This is a genomic window from Streptomyces sp. BRA346, from assembly GCF_052851135.1.
In genome coordinates this window covers 137,345-154,760 of record NZ_JAIWIH010000006.1, presented here as the reverse complement: position 1 = coordinate 154,760, position 17,416 = coordinate 137,345, and the positions used below count along the sequence as shown (strand labels likewise).

Genomic DNA, 17,416 nt, shown 5'->3' with positions numbered 1-17,416 from the left:
GCGTGGCGTACGCGTCGCAGGTCTGTCGGGTAGCCGGAGCGCATTGCTGCGCTCCGGCCCCCTCAGAACCGGACTTGCGACTTTCACCGCATCCGGCTCAAGCAAACCCCAGAGAACGAAACGGGGTTACTTCCTGGTCCGTTTGCCGTCTGCTGCGTGGTGCAAGCGGTGGCATTCGGAGTGCACGAGGCGAAGGTTGGTCCTGTCGTCCGATCCCCCGTCGCGGCGGTACACAAAGAAGTGGTGCTTGTGTAGCGCCTTCTTATGGGCCGCGAACCAATCGATCCACTGACGTGGTTCTTCTGGCTCGTATTCAGCCTCGGCAATGAGCGCCTGTTCGCAGAGCGGGCATAGCCCCTTCTGTTTGTACGCCAGATAGATGCTGGTCTTATCCATCGACGGTGGCGTTCTCTTGCGTCGACGGGATTCCCAGTAGTCGATGAGCGCCGGATCATGTACTGATGCGGTGCCCCTGACCGGGACGTGTCGGACAATCTTCGTCCAGGCAAATTGGGGAAGGTGGATACCGGTGGCCCGGTCTCCGAACACCCAGTTGTTCTGCCTGGATTTGTTGAACCTGCCGAAGTACTTGTTGGTGACCCAGTGCCTCGGCTTGGTCGGGTGGGTGTGTTTGGCCCACTTGTAGGTGAGCTTCCACAGATAGTTGTCCAGAGATGTGAACACCTCCTTCGACACCACCGTCCGGTAGTAGGCGGACCAGCCCCGGATGATCGGAGCCAACCGCTTCATGACGGCCCTGCTGTTTGCCCCGCGCAGGGACAACGTTTCGGCCTTCAGTCTCTCCCGGACCCTCGTAACCGCCGCCTTGCTCGGCTTGATCAGGAGCTTCCCTCTGTAGCGGCGTACGTTGAACCCGAGGAAGTCGAACCCGTCTTCTAGGTGTACGACTTTGGTCTTTCCTTCGTTGAAGAAGAGACCTCTTGGCTCCAGCCACTCCGCCAGATCGCTCCTGACCTGTAACGCTTCTTGTTCCGTGTGACAGAGCACAACGAAATCGTCTGCGTATCTCACCAGAACTGGGGTGCCGGGCTTCGCGCCGGGCTCGGGCCTGCGCCCGTCCCGAACATAACGGCACCCTGCGGCGTGCTCCATCCCGTGCAGGGCTACGTTCATCAGCAAGGGGATGATCACCCCTCCCTGTGGTGTCCCCTCGTCCGTTGGTGCGAGTCTCCCGCCCTCCATGACTCCGGCCTTGAGCCATCCTCGGATAGCCGCCCTGCCCGGGAATTGCCCGATCAGGTCCAGCAAGTGGTCATGGTTGATACGGTCGAACGCGGCCGAGAGGTCCGCGTCCAGGGCCCACAGCCTTGCAGCGTTCTTCTGGGCTGTGGTGTTGAAGATGGCCGCGATGGCATCGTGGCATCCCCGCCCCGGGCGGAATCCGTAGCTCTTTGCTTCGAATTTCGCCTCCCACTCGGGTTCAAGCGCATTACGCACTCGCGCTTGCATGGCCCGGTCTCGAATGACCGGAATTCCAAGCGGGCGTTGTTTTCCATTGCTCTTCGGGATGTATACCCGTTTGACGGGCTGGACCTTCCAGGGTTTCGACCACTGATGGATTTCAGTTGCCAGGGCCGCTCTCTCCTTTGGATTGAGCGCCACCTTCCCGTCGATACCAGCCGTCGCACGGCCAGAGCTCTGCTGTGTCACTCTCCTCACACTGACCAGAGTGTTCGAGAGTGATCGCAGCAGCAGCTTTTGCAGGTTCCGGACTTTCTTCCGGTCCCCTTCCTGTTCCGCCTTGAAGATCCTTCGTTGCAGTCGCCGTACGTTGTCCTCACATCTAGCCCAGTCAACATCGAGCCAATCGAGGCCATCGCCCTTGGGTCCGTTCTCCAAGGGTTGCGAGATCGACACCTCGGCCACGCCTCCCCCTTCGTCTAACTTGTCCGCCGGTTATGACTCTTGCTACGTCAGCCTTCAAAGGTTCACCTGGTCCACGTGGGCCCCCTTTCGGGGCGAGGCACCGGCCTCGTATCCGGCGGGTTATGCGGAACTATCCGCTTTCCCCTGGCCTTTCGGCCTACCGGCGTTCGCTTCTTGGACCATCCTGTTCCCGCTGCGGGTTTGGGCCTTCTTTACATCTGGCTTACCGGACTGGCGAGTCCGGACCGCAACGGGGTTTCCACGTTCCGCAGCCGCGAGCTGCGACCGGGTCGGGTGCCCCCTATACCCCGAGGCCAGTGGTGTCCTCCCCCCACGTTCAAAATCCCGCAGGGGCACTTGATGCCTTGCAGCATCGGGCCTTCAAATCGCCGCTTGCGTTCCGCCGGGCGACCTCACGTTGACGAGGCATCGTCGGGGGTTCACTTGCGTTCACCCTTCCGGTCTTCCCCTTGCCTGTTGTTCTCCGGCGGTCGGAGAACTCTTGGGCGTGGACACCAGGCTTCACACCCCGCCGTTACCGGCAACGCATGCTGGTGTGGGGACGGGCCGTTGGACACGGGCCCGAGAGAAACGGCTATATCACCCGTTCCTCCACTCGACGACAGCGACTTCGTGTCGCACTCTTGATGACGTGCTGGGCGGCCTGCGCCCCCAGCCCCCACCGGGCTTTGATCTCGCCGTAAGTGTGCTTGCGCAGCGCGAAGTTGTTCTTCACATCCTTTTCGAACGCCACCACGCTGACCCAGGTCGCCGCCTCGTTGCAGGCGCGCAGGGTCGCCTCGAGCGCCACCGCCTGCGCGGGCGTCGGCAACAGCCTGACCTGCACCACCAGCTTCACGATCAGCAAAGCTACACAGGCGTACGACTGCCCGCCGCATGTTCACCACTCACCACTCGATCGAGTGGACTCGCTACCGCGGGGACTCAGCACCGGCTCCGCCAATGCGATTCCCTCCAGGATTGAAGCCCTGGGAGGAATCGCAATAATCTGCTGAAAAACCAACGCCCCCGTCACCCCTCCCCCGGAGCCTCCGCCTCCAGCGCCGCGAGCAGATCGTCGAGCGCGGGCAGCGCCCGCTCCAGCGCCTCGCGGCGCGACGGGTCGAGGCCGTCCAGCGCCCGGCGCAGGGCGGCCGTACTGGTGCGGTCGTAGGCGTCGAGCATCTCCAGTGCCCTGGGCGAGGCGGCGAGCCGCACGGTGCGCAGGTCGACGGTGGAGGGGGTGCGCTCGACCAGACCGGCGGCGGTCATCGTACGGACCAGGTTGCTGACGGTGGACGGCGCGACCCGCAGCCGCTCCGCGACCTCGCGCGGGGCCGCATCACCCTCGGCGAGCACCCGCAGCAGCTCGATCTGAGCCTCGGGCAGATCGGGGAGGTCTGCGGTGTGGCGGGTGCGCAGGACGGCCCTGCGCAGGGGGCCGAGGAGTCGGCCGAACTCGGTCGCGGTGTCCATGAACCCCATTCTGCCGGGGCGCATAGTTTTGACACAAAACAGTTTTGTCGCAAAATTGAATGGTCGGCCGAACCCAGACCCCCCCCCGAGGAGGCAGACCATGACCACCGTCGCCAACCCCGTCCCGCCGCAGGACCTCTCCGGGATCGTCGGCCACCGCTTCATCTACACCTACGCCAACGGCTGGCAGTACGAGATGTACGTGAAGAACGACCACACCATCGACTACCGCATCCACTCCGGCATGGTCGGCGGCCGCTGGGTCAAGGACCAGCAGGTCGATCTGGTCCAGCTGGACGACGACAGCTTCAAGATCTCCTGGAACGAGCCCACCGGCACCTCCGTCTCGGTGAACGTCATGCCGCGCAAGCGCCGCCTGCACGGCGTGATCTTCTTCCCGCACTGGGTCGAGGAGCACGGCGAACGCACCGTCTGCTATCAGAACGACCACCTCGACGCGATGCGCGCCTATCGCGACCAGGGCCCGACGTACCCGGTGTACGTCGTGCCCGAGTTCGCCAGGATCACCCTCTTCGAGCACGTCGGCGCGGACGACGAGTCGGTCATCGCGGTGGCCCCCGGCGCCCTCCCCGAGGGCTGGTCCAGCCGCACCGACTGAGCAGAGGCGGCCTCTAGGGGTGTCCGCAAAGTCGCGTCGGATCAGCCCGCGGCGTCAGGGGGCACCTCCCAGCGGTAGCCGGGGGCGCGTGCGATCGCGTGATCCCGACAACGCAGCGAGAGGGGGCACCTCCCAGCGGTAGCTGGGGGAGCGTGCCAGGCGTCGCGGGCCCGACGGGACTTTGCGGACACCCCCTACAGCTCGGGCCCGTCCCCCGGCTCCTCCTGGTACGTATAGCGCTGCTCGCTCCAGGGGTCACCGATGTTGTGGTAGCCGCGCTCTTCCCAGAAGCCGCGCCGGTCGGCGGTCATGTACTCGACGCCGCGGACCCACTTCGGACCCTTCCACGCGTAGAGGTGCGGGACGATCAGCCGCAGCGGGAAGCCGTGCTCGGCGGTCAGCAGCTCGCCGTCCTTGTGGGTGGCGAACATGGTCGCCTCGGTCATGAAGTCCGTCAGCCGCAGATTCGAGCTGAATCCGTACTCCGCCCACACCATGACGTGCGTGACGTCGGGCGCCGGCGGCGCAAGCTTGATGATCTCGCTCGCCGCGACGCCACCCCATTCCGCGCCCAGCATGGAGAACTTGGTGACGCAGTGCAGATCGGCGACGACCGTCGAGTACGGAAGGGCGGAGAACTCCTCATGCGTCCAGCAGTGCTTCTCCCCGTCCGCCGTCGCGCCGAACACGCGGAACTCCCAGCGGTCCGGCCGGAATTTCGGGACCGGCCCATAGTGCGTAACCGGCCACCCGCGCTGGAGTCGCTGCCCCGGGGGCAGCTGCGCAAGCTCTCCCTCGCGGTGCTCCGACTGACCCATGGACTCCATGCTCTCAGACCGCCGGGGGTGGTCGGGACCAGGGCATGCGGCACCGGGGCCACGGCGGGGCAACTCGCACTAAGCGTGCCCTTGCTGGACGCCCCAGCTGCGGCGATGCAACGATGCCGGAACCTGGCATTCCCCCTTCTGATGGGAAGGAGCCCCTTCGATGCAGGGCGACCCCGAGGTTCTGGAATTCCTCAACGAGCAGCTGACCGGCGAGCTGACGGCCATCAATCAGTACTTTCTGCATTCGAAGATGCAGGACAACAATGGCTGGACACGACTGGCGGCATACACCCGGTCGGAGTCGTTCGATGAGATGAAGCACGCGGAGATGCTCACCGACCGCATCCTCCTTCTGGATGGCCTCCCGAATTACCAGCGGCTCTTCCACGTGCGGGTGGGCCAGACGGTCACCGAGATGTTCCAGGCCGACCGCCAGGTGGAGCTGGAGGCCATCGACCGCCTCAAGCGCGGCATCGAGCTGATGCGGTCCAAGGGCGACATCACCTCGGCCAACATCTTCGAGAGCATCCTCGCCGACGAGGAGGAGCACATCGACTACCTCGACACCCAGCTCGATCTGATCGAGAAGCTCGGTGAGGCGCTCTACATCGCCCAGCAGATCGAGCAGCCGAGCAGCTGACGGGCCAGGACGGCAGGCTAGGCGGCTTCGGCGGCCTCCACCCCGACCTCGACCGCCGCGGCAGCAGACAGCGCGACGGGCTCGAGCGGGGCCTCGCGGCGCGGGCACGCGCCCCGGCCCAGCAGCGCCTGGATCTTGCGTACGCAGGAACCGCAGTCCGTGCCCGCCTTGCAGGCACCGGCAATCTGGCGCGGTGTGCACGCGCCCGTGGCGGCGTGCTCGCGCACCTGCTTCTCGGTGATCCCGAAGCATGAGCAGACGTACACGGGCAGACTCTCCAGCGTTGATCAATAAGGTAACCCTTACCTTACCTTTCATGCCGGAGCCTTACAACGGCGAGGGGCGCGGATCGATGTGATCCGCGCCCCACCTGCGTAAATGATCTGTTTCGGCCCTACTGGTCCCGGTACATCTCCGCGACCAGGAACGCCAGGTCAAGCGACTGGCTGCGGTTCAGCCGCGGGTCGCAGGCCGTCTCGTACCGCTGGTGCAGATCGTCGACGAAAATCTCGTCGCCACCGCCCACGCACTCCGTGACGTCGTCACCGGTCAGCTCCACGTGGATGCCGCCCGGGTGGGTGCCCAGCTCCTTGTGGACCTCGAAGAAGCCCTTGACCTCGTCCAGCACATCGTCGAAGCGGCGCGTCTTGTGGCCCGACGCGGCCTCGAAGGTGTTGCCGTGCATCGGGTCGCAGACCCAGGCGACCTGCGCACCGGACGCGGTGACCTTCTCCACCAGGTGCGGCAGCTTGTCGCGGACCTTGTCCGCGCCCATCCGCGTGATGAAGGTGAGACGGCCCGGCTCCCGGTCCGGGTCGATCTTGTCGATCAGCGTCAGCGCCTCTTCGGGCGTGGTCGTCGGGCCCAGCTTCACGCCCACCGGGTTACGGACCTTCGACGCGAACTCGATGTGCGCCCCGTCCAGCTGCCGGGTGCGCTCACCGATCCACACCATGTGGCCGGACACGTCGTACAGGTCGCCGGTCCGCGAGTCGGTACGGGTCATCGCCGACTCGTAGTCCAGGATCAGCGCCTCGTGCGACGAGAAGAACTCGACGGTCTTGAACTCCTCCGGGTCCACCCCGCAGGCGTTCATGAAGTTCAGCGCCCGGTCGATCTCGCGCGCCAGCGCCTCGTAGCGCTGCCCCGAGGGGGACGACTTCACGAAGTCCTGGTTCCAGGCGTGCACCTGCCGCAGATCGGCGTAGCCGCCGGTGGTGAAGGCGCGGACCAGGTTCAGCGTCGAGGCCGACGCCTGGTACATCCGCTTCAGCCGCTGCGGATCCGGGATCCGCGCCTCCTCCGTGAACTCGAAGCCGTTGACGGAGTCGCCGCGGTACGTCGGCAGGGTCACCCCGTCGCGGGTCTCGGTCGGCTTCGAGCGCGGCTTGCTGTACTGCCCGGCGATCCGGCCGACCTTCACCACCGGGACGGACCCGGCGTAGGTCAGCACGGCGCCCATCTGGAGGAGCGTCTTCAGCTTGTTGCGGATCTGATCGGCGCCCACCCCGTCGAAGGCCTCGGCGCAGTCACCGCCCTGGAGCAGAAACGCCTCACCCCGGGCGACGGCCCCCAGGCGGTGCCGCAGCTGGTCGCACTCGCCCGCGAAGACGAGCGGCGGATAGGCCTCGAGCTCAGCGATGACATCGCGCAGAGCCTCTTGGTCCGGCCAGTCAGGCTGCTGCGCCGCGGGAAGGAACTGCCAGGTGTTGCCACCGGCGTGGGATTCAGCGTTCACGGTCACCCGGACAAGGGTACGGGGTCTTCCTCCGCGTCCAGCCCGCCGCCCACGGTGTGAGACGGCACCCCTCACGCTTTGAGCTCGAACCACACCTTCTTCCCCGGCCGCCCCGTGTTCCGCTCCACGCCCCACGCGTCCGTGACCAGCTCCACCATCGCCAGCCCCCGCCCGTTCTCCTCCCACGGCCCCGCCGCACGCCTGACGGGCACGACGGACGAGGCGTCGCCGACCTCGACCCGCAGCTTGCCTTCCTCCGCGAGCAGCAGCACGGTGCAGCTCGCGCCGGGCACGTGCTTGATCACGTTCGCGAGCAGCTCGGTCACGGCCAGCCCGGCGGGTTCGGCCAGGTGCGGCATGTCCCACATGGCGAGGAACGTACGGACGATACGTCGGATGTGGCAGGCCGCATGCGCGGACAGCGTGGTGAAGGTCAGGTGGTAGTGGGGCGGCGGGTACGCAATGTCTTCGTTCACGCCACAAGAGTGGATCCGGACGATTACTGTGGGCTACCTCACGAACACAACGTGCTGGTTGTTGGGGGCTGTCATGCCGAACATCCGAAAGCTGGACCCGACTACGTCTCCGATGCATCACCTTGGCGCGGAGCTACGCCGGTACCGGGAGGCCGCGGGGCTCACGCAGGATCAGTTGGGCGCGAAGGTGTACTGCACGGGGTCGCTGATCGGTCAGTACGAGACGGCCAAGAAGATCCCGACCAATCGCTTCACCAAGCAGCTGGACGACGTGCTGAACACGGGCGGCGCGCTGCTGCGGCTGCTGGAGATGGCCCTGCGCTTCGGCGTGCCCCTCGAACTCAAGGATCACAGCGAACTGGAGGCCGAAGCCACCCAGAAGTTCGTGTTCGAGATGACCGTGGTGAACGGCCTGCTACAGACCCCGGATTACGCACGGGCGGTGCTCGGCGTGCTCCGCAAGGATCAGCTCGAATCAAAGCTGGAGCAGCGACTGTCACGCCAGCAGATCCTTCACGGGAAGCGCCCGCCGCTGCTGTGGGCCGTATTCGGCGAAGGGGTGCTGTGCCAGGAGATCGGCGGTCGGGACGTGATGCGGGCCCAACTGGCACACCTGTTGAGCTTCCGCGACGACCCACACGTGCACATCCAGATCCTGCCGTTCACGGCCGGAGCACATGCCGGTTTTGGTGGGGCTTTCGCGCTGCTGCGCTTCAAGGACAGCCCGGAGCTGGCGTACGACGAGACGCGTAAATTCGGCTACATGACCGCCGATCCGGAGTACGTCGGCGATCTCAGCCTTCGTTACGCTCACTTGCAGGCTGCCGCCCTGTCCGTACAGGACTCGGCAGACCTGATCGCGCACGTGATGGAGGAACGCTATGGAACGCAGTCCTGAGTGGCGCAAGTCGAGCTACAGCGCGGACGACGGCGGCGAATGCGTGGAGATCGCCGAAATACCCGGCCGGATGGCCATCCGCGACTCCAAGCACCCCGACGGCCCCGTCCTGCTCCTCTCCCCCGCCGCCTTCGGCGACTTCGTCGCCGCTGCCGCGAACGGCGAACTCTGATCCCGACGGTGCGGCTTTCGTGGCGCCTTCGGCGATGGAGCATTGGCAGGGCCCGGGGGCCACGCCGCGCCGTCGCCGTCTGACGGCATTGCGGTGGCTTTGGTCCACGCCAGCGGTACGTCCGGTACCTCAACACGCCCCAGACGCACCGCATGTGGCCCTGTAAGCACGGCCGGTGACATTGAGGCGGCTCACCGACACCGCCGCGCCGATAGCAACGGTGTCAGTGTCCGTAAGCCGCCTCAACCGGGTTCTCGGACGCCCCGCAGCCCGGCACCGCCCCATGCCACGAGGGCGCGGAGCCGCCACCGGCCCCCGCCCGAGGGGAGCGTCCGAAGGCAACGGCGAGACCTGGCCCCCACCGCCCCCAATGCTCCAATCACCGGAACCGAGACGAAACCCGCACCCGGCATCCGGCCAGTGCACCCACCAGCGGGTACCGCACACCAGCGGATACCGCACACCAGCGGATACCGCACACCCACGACGCCCACAAAACACCCCGGGGCCGTGTGCTCCGCCCTCCGGCGGAGCACACGGCCCCGGACACACCGGCCCTACTGGCCCACGTGCTACTTGCTGACGTGCTCCATGCAGAGCGTGAACTGCGGCCGGCCGTTCCGCGTCAACTGGTACGTCGCATACTGCGGATCGCAGGTGTAGTCCATCACCTCACGCTGCTTCACCTTGTAGTCCGCGGTGGCCTCACCGCAGCCCACGATGGACAGGTCCGGGTCGCTCTCGGAACCCTTGTTCTGGAGGCAGTCGCCGACCTCGGCGGAGGACGCGCTGGTGCTGTCCGTGTTGGCCGGGCCGGTGTCGGGGGAATCGTGGCCCAGCACCCCGTACCAGACAGCGCAGAAGATCGCTACCAAGACACCGGCAATCATCTGGATCTTCGTCTTGAGGTTGAAGCGGCTGAAGAAGCCGCGCCGGGGCGGAGGCGGCGGCGCCGGAGCGCCCGGGTAGGGCTGGCCGTGCGGCGGCTGCTGGCCGTACTGGGGCTGACCGTACGGGTACGGCTGCTGCGCCGGGTAGGAAGGACTGTGGCCGTGGGGCGGCGGTGCGGACGTGGACAAAGCGATTCCCCCATTGAAGAGCATGCGTGATGACCGCGCATCGCGCCGATGCGCGGGCCCTGTAACTTAACGGCCCCCACCGACAGCCCCGGCGCCCGGGGTCGCGGCCTCCACACCGCCCACACCTCACCCACGCAACCTGTCGCGACCGCGACTCACGAAGAGGCGATGCAGCATGGCCCACGTCAGCATTCACGTGGACGACGAATGGCTGAGGATTCTGTCGGCGCGGGTGTCTGGCTACAGTCCAGAACACACGGTCCTGTCCGTGCTCCGACTTGCCAAGGAGCAGGCCGTCCGCGATGCGCTGGACTACAACGACCAGCATGGCTCTCACCTGCCGATGGAGGAAGCTGCCGAGGCAGTGGCAAGCGAGCACCGGAGCGAAGCGCTTCAGCGGATTCGCGAGATGAGCGCTGAGGGCGTGTTCGACCAGGGGGCAACACCGCCCCGCGATACCGCCCCTCCGCGTACTCTGCCCTCATGACTGCCGAGCCGCTGCCCGACTGGGTGATCCCGCCTCCCGGCGGCTTCACCGCCGAGGACCTTCTGCGGCTGCCCGGCCTCCCCCCACACACCGAGCTCATCGACGGGAGCCTCGTCTTCGTGAGCCCGCAAGAAAAATGGCACAGCCGGGTGATCAATCTGCTGGTCGCGGAGCTGGACCGGCAGGCCCCCGGCGGGTTGCGGGCCGATCGTGAGATGACCGTCCGACTCGCCAAGCGCCAGGCTCCCGAGCCGGACGTCGTCGTGGTGACCAGCGAGGCGTACGAGCGCGACGAGCCGTCCACGTACTACCTCCCGGAAGACGTCGTGCTGGCCGTCGAAGCCGTGTTGCCGGACTCGGAGGAGCGGGACCGCGACACCAAGCCCCGGAAGTACGCGAAGGCGGGCATCCGGCACCACTGGCGGGTGGGGAACGACAAGGGACGCACCGTGGTCTACGTCTACGAGCGCGACCCGGCCACGGAAGGCTTCTCCTTGACCGGCATCCACCACAACCAGCTCAAGGTCACGACGCCCTTCGCCCTCGACATCGACCTCACCTCCGTGGGCAAGCGCTCCGCGTAACAAAGGTCTGCACCAAGCACACACGGGACGCGTCGCGCAAGAACGGACGTTCGGGCATCTCTCCGCCACTTACGGCCATCCCCTGAAGATGCCGTGATGGAACCGTGCGCTCCTCGGACGCTGTTCGGGTGACCGGCCCGACCGGGCCGTGCGTACGACGCCATCTGAGGAGTGCCCCATGAGGACGTTGCTCCGCCGCAGTGCCGCCGCCTTCGCGGCCGCCGCCTCGCTCGTACTGCTGTCGCTCAACGCCACCCCCGCCCGGGCGGACTCGTCGGCCATCCCGTCCGGGATGACGTGGACCGTGCTCGACAAGGGCAACGGCACGGTCCGGGTCGGGGCCGACGCCGCGACCGACCCGTACAACGGCGACACCGCCGCCACCGCGACGCTTCCGCTGCTGTGCCTGAGAGTGAACGGCAGCGGGGTGCCGAGCGGGATCACGCCGGACTTCTACGCGGGCTGGGCCCGCGGCACCGTGGCGGCGACGCCGCCCGTGCTGGGCAAGACGCTGACCAGCAGGGCGACGGCGGATGCCCTCTGCGCGCAGTACTACGGCGCGGACTGGCGGATGGCCGAGTTCCACGACGGCCGGTACGGCGCCAACCTTGAGGCCAGCGGTGGCTGGTCCTTCTGGGCGTACGGCTACGTCCCGGACGGCACCCGCTTCTGGGCGGCGATCAATGACCAGCCTGCGAACCCGTGGAACTGATGTAAAGTCCTGACCATGTTCGCGCGACTGACCATGACCTGGTGGTGGACCGCTCATCCGGCGGCCCACTGAATCGCGCGCACCCACAGACACACGCGAAGGCCGCCCGAGGGGCGGCCTTCGGCGTTTCCGCGGGTCGTTCCTCCTCTCCGGAAGGAACCTCCATGCACAACGCAGACGCTCAGGCCCTCGTCGCCCGGCTGCTCGCCGACGACTGCCCGCCCTTCGCCCTGCTGCACCGCCGTACGCCAGGACACGACGCCGACACCGTCGAGGTGCTCATCGGCCCGGCCGGTGAGGTGGAGCGGCTGACCGACATCCCGCTGCCGACCGGGGCGCCGGAGGGCGGCGGGCCGGTGAACGACGCGCTCGCGCTGGTGCCGTTCCGGCAGATCCGGGAGCGCGGGTTCGACGTACGGGACGACGGGACGCCGCTGACCGTCCTGCGGCCCGAGACCACGTACGCGCTGCCGCTCGCCGAGCTGCTGGACGCGCTGCCCGCGCACGACGTGCGGGTCGAGGGCGGGCGCTTCGACGTCGACGACGACGCGTACGCCGAGATCGTGAGCCGGGTCATCGAGGACGAGATCGGCACCGGCGCGGGTGCGAACTTCGTGATCCGACGGACCTTCGAGGGCGAGATCCCGGGGTTCGCGAGTACCGACGCGCTCGCGCTCTTCCGGCGGCTGCTCGCCGGTGAGCGGGGCGCGTACTGGACGTACGTCGTACGGCTGGGCGGCGGGCGGACGCTGGTCGGGGCGAGCCCGGAGGTGCACGTACGGATGTCAGGTGGGAGGGGCGAGCGCGAAGCGCTCTCGGTTGAGGGTGGTGGCGGGCGCCGGGCGGGAGGGACGGTCGTCATGAACCCGATCAGCGGGACGTACCGCTATCCGGAGGGCGGGGCGTCGGTGGACGGGCTGCTGGAGTTCCTGCACGACCCCAAGGAGGTGGAGGAGCTGTCCATGGTCGTGGACGAGGAGCTGAAGATGATGTGCACCGTCGGCGACATGGGCGGCGTCGTGGTCGGGCCGCGGCTCAAGGAGATGGCGCACCTCGCGCACACCGAGTACGAGCTGCGGGGCCGCTCGTCGCTGGACGTGCGGGAGGTGCTGCGGGAGACGATGTTCGCGGCGACCGTCACCGGGTCGCCCGTGCAGAACGCGTGCCGGGTGATCGAGCGGTACGAGCCGGGTGGGCGTGGCTACTACGCGGGCGCGCTCGCGCTCATCGGGCGGGACGGCGGCGGTGCGCAGACCCTCGACTCGCCGATCCTCATCCGCACCGCCGACATCTCCGGCCGCGGGGCGCTGCGGGTGCCGGTCGGGGCGACGCTGGTGCGTCACTCGGACCCGCGGGGTGAGGTCGCCGAGACGCACGCCAAGGCGGCCGGGGTGCTGACCGCGCTCGGCGTGCGGGAGGCGCCCGTACGGTCCGGCGCTGGCCCGCGGCCCCGGCTCGCGGACGATCCGCGGGTGCGGGCGGCGCTGGACGCGCGGCGGGCCGACCTGGCGCCGTTCTGGCTGCGGATGCAGGCGGCTGAGCAGTTGCTGTCGGGGCATGCGCTGGTGATCGACGCCGAGGACACGTTTACGTCGATGCTCGCCCATCTGCTGCGGACGGCGGGGCTGACGGTGACGGTGCGGCGGTACGACGAGCCGGGCGTGCGGGAGGTCTGTCTGGCCCACGACGGGCCGGTCGTGCTCGGCCCCGGGCCGGGGGATCCGGGCGATGCCGCGGACCCCAAGATGCGGTTCCTGCGGGGGCTGGCGGCGGAGTTGGTGGCCGGGCACCGGCACGGGCTGCTGGGGGTGTGCCTGGGGCACGAATTGATCGCGGCGGAGCTGGGGGTGGAGATCGTGCGGAAGGATGTGCCGTTTCAGGGGGCGCAGGAGCGGATCGACTTCTTCGGGCGGGAGGAGACGGTGGGGTTCTACAACACGTTTACCGCTCGGTGCGATGAGGGGGTGGAGGCGGAGTTGGCGATGCACCGGGTGGAGCTGTGCCGTGACTCGGCTTCGGGGGATGTCCACGCTTTGCGGGGGCCGGGCTTTGCGGGGGTGCAGTTCCATCCGGAGTCGGTGCTGTCGTTGGATGGGGCGAGGCTGGTGGCGGAGCTGCTGGCGGCGGTGCGCGTCTGACTGTTCCCCACCCCGCCCCTTCCCGCAGTACCGATATGCGGCTCCGCCGCGTGGCGGGCTCCGCCCCGGCCCCCGCTCCTCAAACACCGGAGGGGCTGGATGATGCCCCTGGGGGGCTGGGGGTGGGCCTGGGGCTGCGCCCCAGGCCCGCTGCGGGGGCTCCGCCCCTCGACCCCGCTCCTCAAACGCCGGAGGGGCTGGGTTGTACGCCCGGAGGGGCTGGGTGACGGCCCGGCTGGAAGCAGCCCCGGGGCGCGGGGCGGGCTCCGGCCCCGGACGCATGGGCCACTCGCCCGGGGCGGCCCTCCGTTGCGGGGCCTCCGGGGCTCCGCCCCTGGACCCGTACCCCACAGGCCCCCGTTGTGGGCAACCGTTCCGCGGAGGGGGCACCTCACAGCGGTAGCTGGGGGAGGAACGGGTGGGCACAACCCTGCCACCGGGCCGCGCCCGGCGACGAAACCCCAGGCCCCGGCGGGAGCGGCGGGCTCAGCCGAAGAAGACCTCCGCTTCCGCGTACAGCGACGGGTCCACCGTCTTCAGGCGGGCCGTCGCCTCGGCCAGGGGGACGCGGACGATGTCCGTGCCGCGCAGGGCGACCATCTTGCCGAAGTCCTGGTCGCGGACGGCGTCGATGGCGTGCAGACCGAAACGGGTGGCGAGCCAGCGGTCGAAGGCGCTGGGGGTGCCGCCGCGCTGGACGTGGCCGAGGACGGTCGTGCGGGCCTCCTTGCCCGTGCGCCGCTCGATCTCCTTGGCCAGCCACTCCCCGATGCCGGAGAGCCGGACGTGGCCGAAGGAGTCCAGGGACTCGTCCTTGAGGACGGCATCGCCGTCCTTCGGCATCGCGCCCTCCGCGACGACCACGATCGGCGCGTAGCGGATCTTGAAGCGGGATTCGACCCACGCGCAGATGCGGTCGACGTCGAAGCGCTGCTCGGGGATGAGGATGACGTTGGCGCCGCCGGCGAGCCCCGCGTGGAGGGCGATCCAGCCCGCGTGGCGGCCCATCACCTCGACGACGAGGACGCGCATATGGGATTCGGCGGTGGTGTGGAGGCGGTCGATGGCCTCGGTGGCGATGTTGACCGCGGTGTCGAAGCCGAAGGTGTAGTCCGTGGCGGAGAGGTCGTTGTCGATGGTTTTGGGGACGCCGACGCAGGCGATGCCGTAGTCGCCGGAGAGCCGGGAGGCGACGCCGAGGGTGTCCTCGCCGCCGATCGCGATGAGGGCGTCGACCTCCTGTTTGGCCAGGCCCTCCTTGACCCGGCGGATGCCGTCCTCGCTGTTGAAGGGGTTGGTGCGGGACGAGCCGAGGATGGTGCCGCCGCGCGGCAGGATGCCGCGTACCGCGCGGATGTCGAGGGGAACGGTGTCGTTCTGGAGGGGACCGCGCCAGCCGTCCCGGAAGCCGACGAAGTCGTAGCCGTATTCCTGTACGCCCTTGCGCACGACGGCGCGGATGACCGCGTTGAGACCGGGGCAGTCGCCACCGCCGGTCAGCACTCCGACCCGCATCCTTTTCATCCCTTCTGCCGCTGAAATCCCGAGATTGGGCCCGATACGGGGGCCACGCTAACGGTGATCCAGGTCACAGGGGATGGGGTGAAAAGCGATTCCTGCGTTCCCCAAGGGAGTTGGGAGGGAAGTTCACCCGTTCGAGCGGCAGGGCGGCGGACGGGGCTCAGGCCTCGTCCAGCCCCGCCTCGATGGCGTACCGCACCAGCTCCACCCGGTTGTGCAGCTGGAGCTTGCCCAGGGTGTTCTGGACGTGGTTCTGCACGGTGCGGTGGGAGATCACCAGGCGCTCGGCGATCTGCTTGTACGAGAGCCCCTTGGCCACCAGCCGCAGCACCTCCGTCTCCCGCTCGGTGAGCTGCGGGGCGACCGGCTGGTCGGCGGTGGCGGGGGCGGGCTCGCTGGCCAGCCGCCGGTACTCGCCGAGCACCAGACCCGCGAGGCCCGGGGTGAAGACGGCGTCGCCGACGGCGGTACGGCGCACCGCGTCGATCAGCTCGTCCGTACTGGCCGACTTCACCAGGTAGCCGGTGGCGCCGGACTTGACCGCCTCCAGGACGTCCGCGTGCTCACCGCTCGCGGAGAGCACCAGCACCCGCAGCTTGGGGTGGGCGGCGACGACCTCCTTGCAGACCTCGACGCCGGGCAGCCCGGGCAGGTTGAGGTCGAGCACCAGGACGTCGGGCTCGGCGGCCTTGGCCCGGCGGACCGCCTGCGGGCCGTCCCCGGCGGTGGCCACCACGTCGAACCCGGCCTCGGACAGATCGCGGGCGACGGCGTCGCGCCACATCGGGTGGTCGTCCACCACCATCACCGTCACCGGCCGCTCGGCTTCGCGGTCGTCGTCGGTCATCGTGCAGTCGTTCCCTTCATGTCCGGTCCTTCGCGTTCAGCGCGGGCTTCGGAACCGTCAGCTCCACCTCGGTGCCCTGACCCGGCGCCGAGATCCACTCGGCGGTGCCGCCGAGGTCGCGCAGCCGCCCCCGGATCGACAGGGCGACGCCGAGCCGCCCTTCGCGCTCGGCGTCGGCGAGCCTGCCGTCGGGGATGCCGGGCCCGTCGTCCCGTACGGTCACCATCACCGCGTTCGGCTCGTCCTCCAGCAGGATCCAGGCCCGGGCGCCCTCGCCCGCGTGCACCCGCACATTGTCCAGCGCGGCACCGACAGCGGCCGCCAACTCCCCCGCCGCGGCGGCCGGGAGGAGCACCGGGGCGCCGGGTTCGGAGAAGGTGACCTGGGATCCGGCGTGCGGGGCGATCAGGGCCCGCAGGTCGCAGGGGTCGGCGCTGTCCTCGGGCAAGCAGGGCAGGGCGTCGGCAGGAGCGGGATCGGGGCCGGGGCCGGGCGGCGATACCGGGGGTGCGGCGTCGTCGAGGTCGTGGCTGTCGTCGGCCGCGGCGCGCGGCGGGGTGACCAGGCCGGTGGCCACCAGCGAGCGCAGCGCGATCTCCTGCTCCCCCGCCATCCGGCCCAGTTCGGCGGCCTCGCCGCCGATCGCGGCGCCCCGCCGCTGCACCATGGCCAGCACCTGGAGCACGCTGTCGTGGATGTCCCGGGCCAGCCGCTCGCGTTCGCGGGTCGCCGCCTCGATGCGCAGCGCGCGGGCCAGGGTGCGTTCACTGGCGCGGGCGACCTCCACGACGTACCCGATGGCCACGCTCGCGACCCACACCAGCATCAGCATGTGGACGGTGTCCTGGGCGAACCCGCCGCGCTCGATGATGTTGGCCGCGCACACCACGGTCGACGCCCACGCGGCCCACCGCCAGCCGCCCTTGATGGCGAAGCCGAGGACCGCGCCCGCCGTCCATATCGAGGGCAGCGTGGGCGTGCCCTCGGCGATGCGGTCGTGGGTGTCGACCAGCGGGGTGAGCAGGATGCCGGTGATCGCCACCGCCAGGTCGCCGATCAGGAAGCGCCGGGTGCAGCGCTCGGCCGAGGAGACCATGCGGAAGGTCAGCGCCGTCCACACGGTCAGCACCGCCATATAGGCGGCGGCGCCGAGCGGACGGTCGTAGTCGTAGAAGGAGTAGACGAAGAGGCAGAGCGCGTAGATCAGCGTGAGCACCCGGTAGGCGGTCAGCGCATGCCACAGCGGCTGCTCCACTGACATGCGTACGACACGCTCGCGCTTGGGCTGTAGCGCCAACTTCCCCCCACCCCCGGG

At 68.6% G+C, this 17,416-nt stretch carries 19 protein-coding genes and 1 pseudogene; 9 read left to right on the top strand and 11 right to left on the bottom strand.

The features are described from left to right. Nucleotides 1-126: 126 nt before the first annotated feature. The 3 genes and pseudogenes from ltrA to LCH29_RS10465 all read right to left on the bottom strand — a co-directional run bounded on the left by ltrA (nt 127) and on the right by LCH29_RS10465 (nt 3,363). Complete coding sequence (gene ltrA / locus LCH29_RS10475; RefSeq protein ID WP_446461425.1) at nt 127-1,887, bottom strand: group II intron reverse transcriptase/maturase; 1,761 nt, start codon at nt 1,885-1,887, stop codon at nt 127-129. A 643-nt stretch (nt 1,888-2,530) separates the two neighbouring features. Then, a pseudogene (locus LCH29_RS10470) lies at nt 2,531-2,746 on the bottom strand (RNA-guided endonuclease TnpB family protein); the annotation flags it as partial. Between the two features lie 173 nt (nt 2,747-2,919). Next, entirely contained in the window at nt 2,920-3,363 is a 444-nt protein-coding gene (locus LCH29_RS10465; protein ID WP_446461424.1) for a MarR family winged helix-turn-helix transcriptional regulator, read from the bottom strand. 100 nt (nt 3,364-3,463) lie between these two features. On the opposite strand from LCH29_RS10465, the gene LCH29_RS10460 reads away from it, so the two are divergent. Beyond that, on the top strand, nt 3,464-3,982 hold the full coding sequence (locus tag LCH29_RS10460) for a phenolic acid decarboxylase (protein WP_446461423.1): 519 nt from the start codon (nt 3,464-3,466) through the stop codon (nt 3,980-3,982). Between the two features lie 194 nt (nt 3,983-4,176). On the opposite strand, the gene LCH29_RS10455 is transcribed toward LCH29_RS10460, so the two are convergent. Then, nucleotides 4,177-4,800 (bottom strand): sulfite oxidase-like oxidoreductase, encoded by a 624-nt coding sequence (locus LCH29_RS10455; RefSeq protein ID WP_123106817.1) that lies wholly within the window; start codon nt 4,798-4,800, stop codon nt 4,177-4,179. A gap of 169 nt (nt 4,801-4,969) precedes the next feature. Between LCH29_RS10455 and bfr the strand changes: the two genes are divergently transcribed. Beyond that, entirely contained in the window at nt 4,970-5,449 is a 480-nt protein-coding gene (bfr, locus tag LCH29_RS10450; protein ID WP_123106816.1) for a bacterioferritin, read from the top strand. 17 nt (nt 5,450-5,466) lie between these two features. Here bfr and LCH29_RS10445 read toward each other — a convergent pair whose 3' ends face one another. The 3 genes from LCH29_RS10445 to LCH29_RS10435 form a co-directional block, all read right to left on the bottom strand. Further along, complete coding sequence (locus LCH29_RS10445; protein WP_446461422.1) at nt 5,467-5,715, bottom strand: (2Fe-2S)-binding protein; 249 nt, start codon at nt 5,713-5,715, stop codon at nt 5,467-5,469. 128 nt (nt 5,716-5,843) lie between these two features. Beyond that, nucleotides 5,844-7,193, bottom strand: a complete 1,350-nt coding sequence (locus LCH29_RS10440) for a class II 3-deoxy-7-phosphoheptulonate synthase (protein WP_446461421.1) — start codon at nt 7,191-7,193, stop codon at nt 5,844-5,846. Nucleotides 7,194-7,258: 65 nt separating this feature from the next. Further along, complete coding sequence (locus LCH29_RS10435; RefSeq protein ID WP_446461420.1) at nt 7,259-7,663, bottom strand: ATP-binding protein; 405 nt, start codon at nt 7,661-7,663, stop codon at nt 7,259-7,261. Nucleotides 7,664-7,736: 73 nt separating this feature from the next. Here LCH29_RS10435 and LCH29_RS10430 point away from each other — a divergent pair, with 73 nt between their 5' ends. Both LCH29_RS10430 and LCH29_RS10425 read left to right on the top strand, forming a co-directional pair. Further along, nucleotides 7,737-8,561 carry a helix-turn-helix domain-containing protein gene (locus tag LCH29_RS10430; protein WP_446461419.1) on the top strand — a complete coding sequence of 275 codons (825 nt, stop codon included), beginning with the start codon at nt 7,737-7,739 and terminating at the stop codon, nt 8,559-8,561. After that, complete coding sequence (locus LCH29_RS10425) at nt 8,545-8,733, top strand: DUF397 domain-containing protein (RefSeq protein ID WP_446461418.1); 189 nt, start codon at nt 8,545-8,547, stop codon at nt 8,731-8,733. The genes LCH29_RS10430 and LCH29_RS10425 overlap by 17 nt, the downstream gene beginning before the upstream one ends. Nucleotides 8,734-9,305: 572 nt before the next feature. Here the strand turns inward: LCH29_RS10425 and LCH29_RS10420 are convergent. After that, nucleotides 9,306-9,812 carry an LppU/SCO3897 family protein gene (locus LCH29_RS10420; protein ID WP_446461417.1) on the bottom strand — a complete coding sequence of 169 codons (507 nt, stop codon included), beginning with the start codon at nt 9,810-9,812 and terminating at the stop codon, nt 9,306-9,308. Between the two features lie 175 nt (nt 9,813-9,987). On the opposite strand from LCH29_RS10420, the gene LCH29_RS10415 reads away from it, so the two are divergent. From LCH29_RS10415 to LCH29_RS10395, 5 genes are all read left to right on the top strand, one after another. Then, the gene (locus tag LCH29_RS10415; RefSeq protein ID WP_446461416.1) at nt 9,988-10,299 is read left to right on the top strand and encodes a hypothetical protein; all 312 of its coding nucleotides are present in this window, start codon (nt 9,988-9,990) and stop codon (nt 10,297-10,299) included. Continuing rightward, nucleotides 10,296-10,883 carry a Uma2 family endonuclease gene (locus LCH29_RS10410; RefSeq protein ID WP_446461415.1) on the top strand — a complete coding sequence of 196 codons (588 nt, stop codon included), beginning with the start codon at nt 10,296-10,298 and terminating at the stop codon, nt 10,881-10,883. The genes LCH29_RS10415 and LCH29_RS10410 overlap by 4 nt, the downstream gene beginning before the upstream one ends. 178 nt (nt 10,884-11,061) lie before the next feature. After that, a complete protein-coding gene (locus LCH29_RS10405; protein WP_446461414.1) occupies nt 11,062-11,595 on the top strand; it encodes a hypothetical protein in 534 nt (177 codons plus the stop codon). Nucleotides 11,596-11,610: 15 nt separating this feature from the next. Continuing rightward, complete coding sequence (locus tag LCH29_RS10400; RefSeq protein ID WP_106516695.1) at nt 11,611-11,667, top strand: trp operon leader peptide; 57 nt, start codon at nt 11,611-11,613, stop codon at nt 11,665-11,667. Nucleotides 11,668-11,759: 92 nt separating this feature from the next. Next, nucleotides 11,760-13,733: an anthranilate synthase family protein gene (locus LCH29_RS10395; protein ID WP_446461413.1), complete on the top strand. Its 1,974-nt coding sequence runs from the start codon at nt 11,760-11,762 to the stop codon at nt 13,731-13,733. Between the two features lie 486 nt (nt 13,734-14,219). Here LCH29_RS10395 and LCH29_RS10390 read toward each other — a convergent pair whose 3' ends face one another. The 3 genes from LCH29_RS10390 to macS form a co-directional block, all read right to left on the bottom strand. Further along, on the bottom strand, nt 14,220-15,248 hold the full coding sequence (locus LCH29_RS10390; RefSeq protein WP_123106764.1) for a 6-phosphofructokinase: 1,029 nt from the start codon (nt 15,246-15,248) through the stop codon (nt 14,220-14,222). A gap of 166 nt (nt 15,249-15,414) precedes the next feature. After that, a complete protein-coding gene (locus LCH29_RS10385; protein ID WP_446461412.1) occupies nt 15,415-16,101 on the bottom strand; it encodes a response regulator in 687 nt (228 codons plus the stop codon). Nucleotides 16,102-16,117: 16 nt separating this feature from the next. Next, entirely contained in the window at nt 16,118-17,362 is a 1,245-nt protein-coding gene (gene macS / locus LCH29_RS10380) for a MacS family sensor histidine kinase (RefSeq protein ID WP_446461411.1), read from the bottom strand. Nucleotides 17,363-17,416 lie beyond the last annotated feature (54 nt).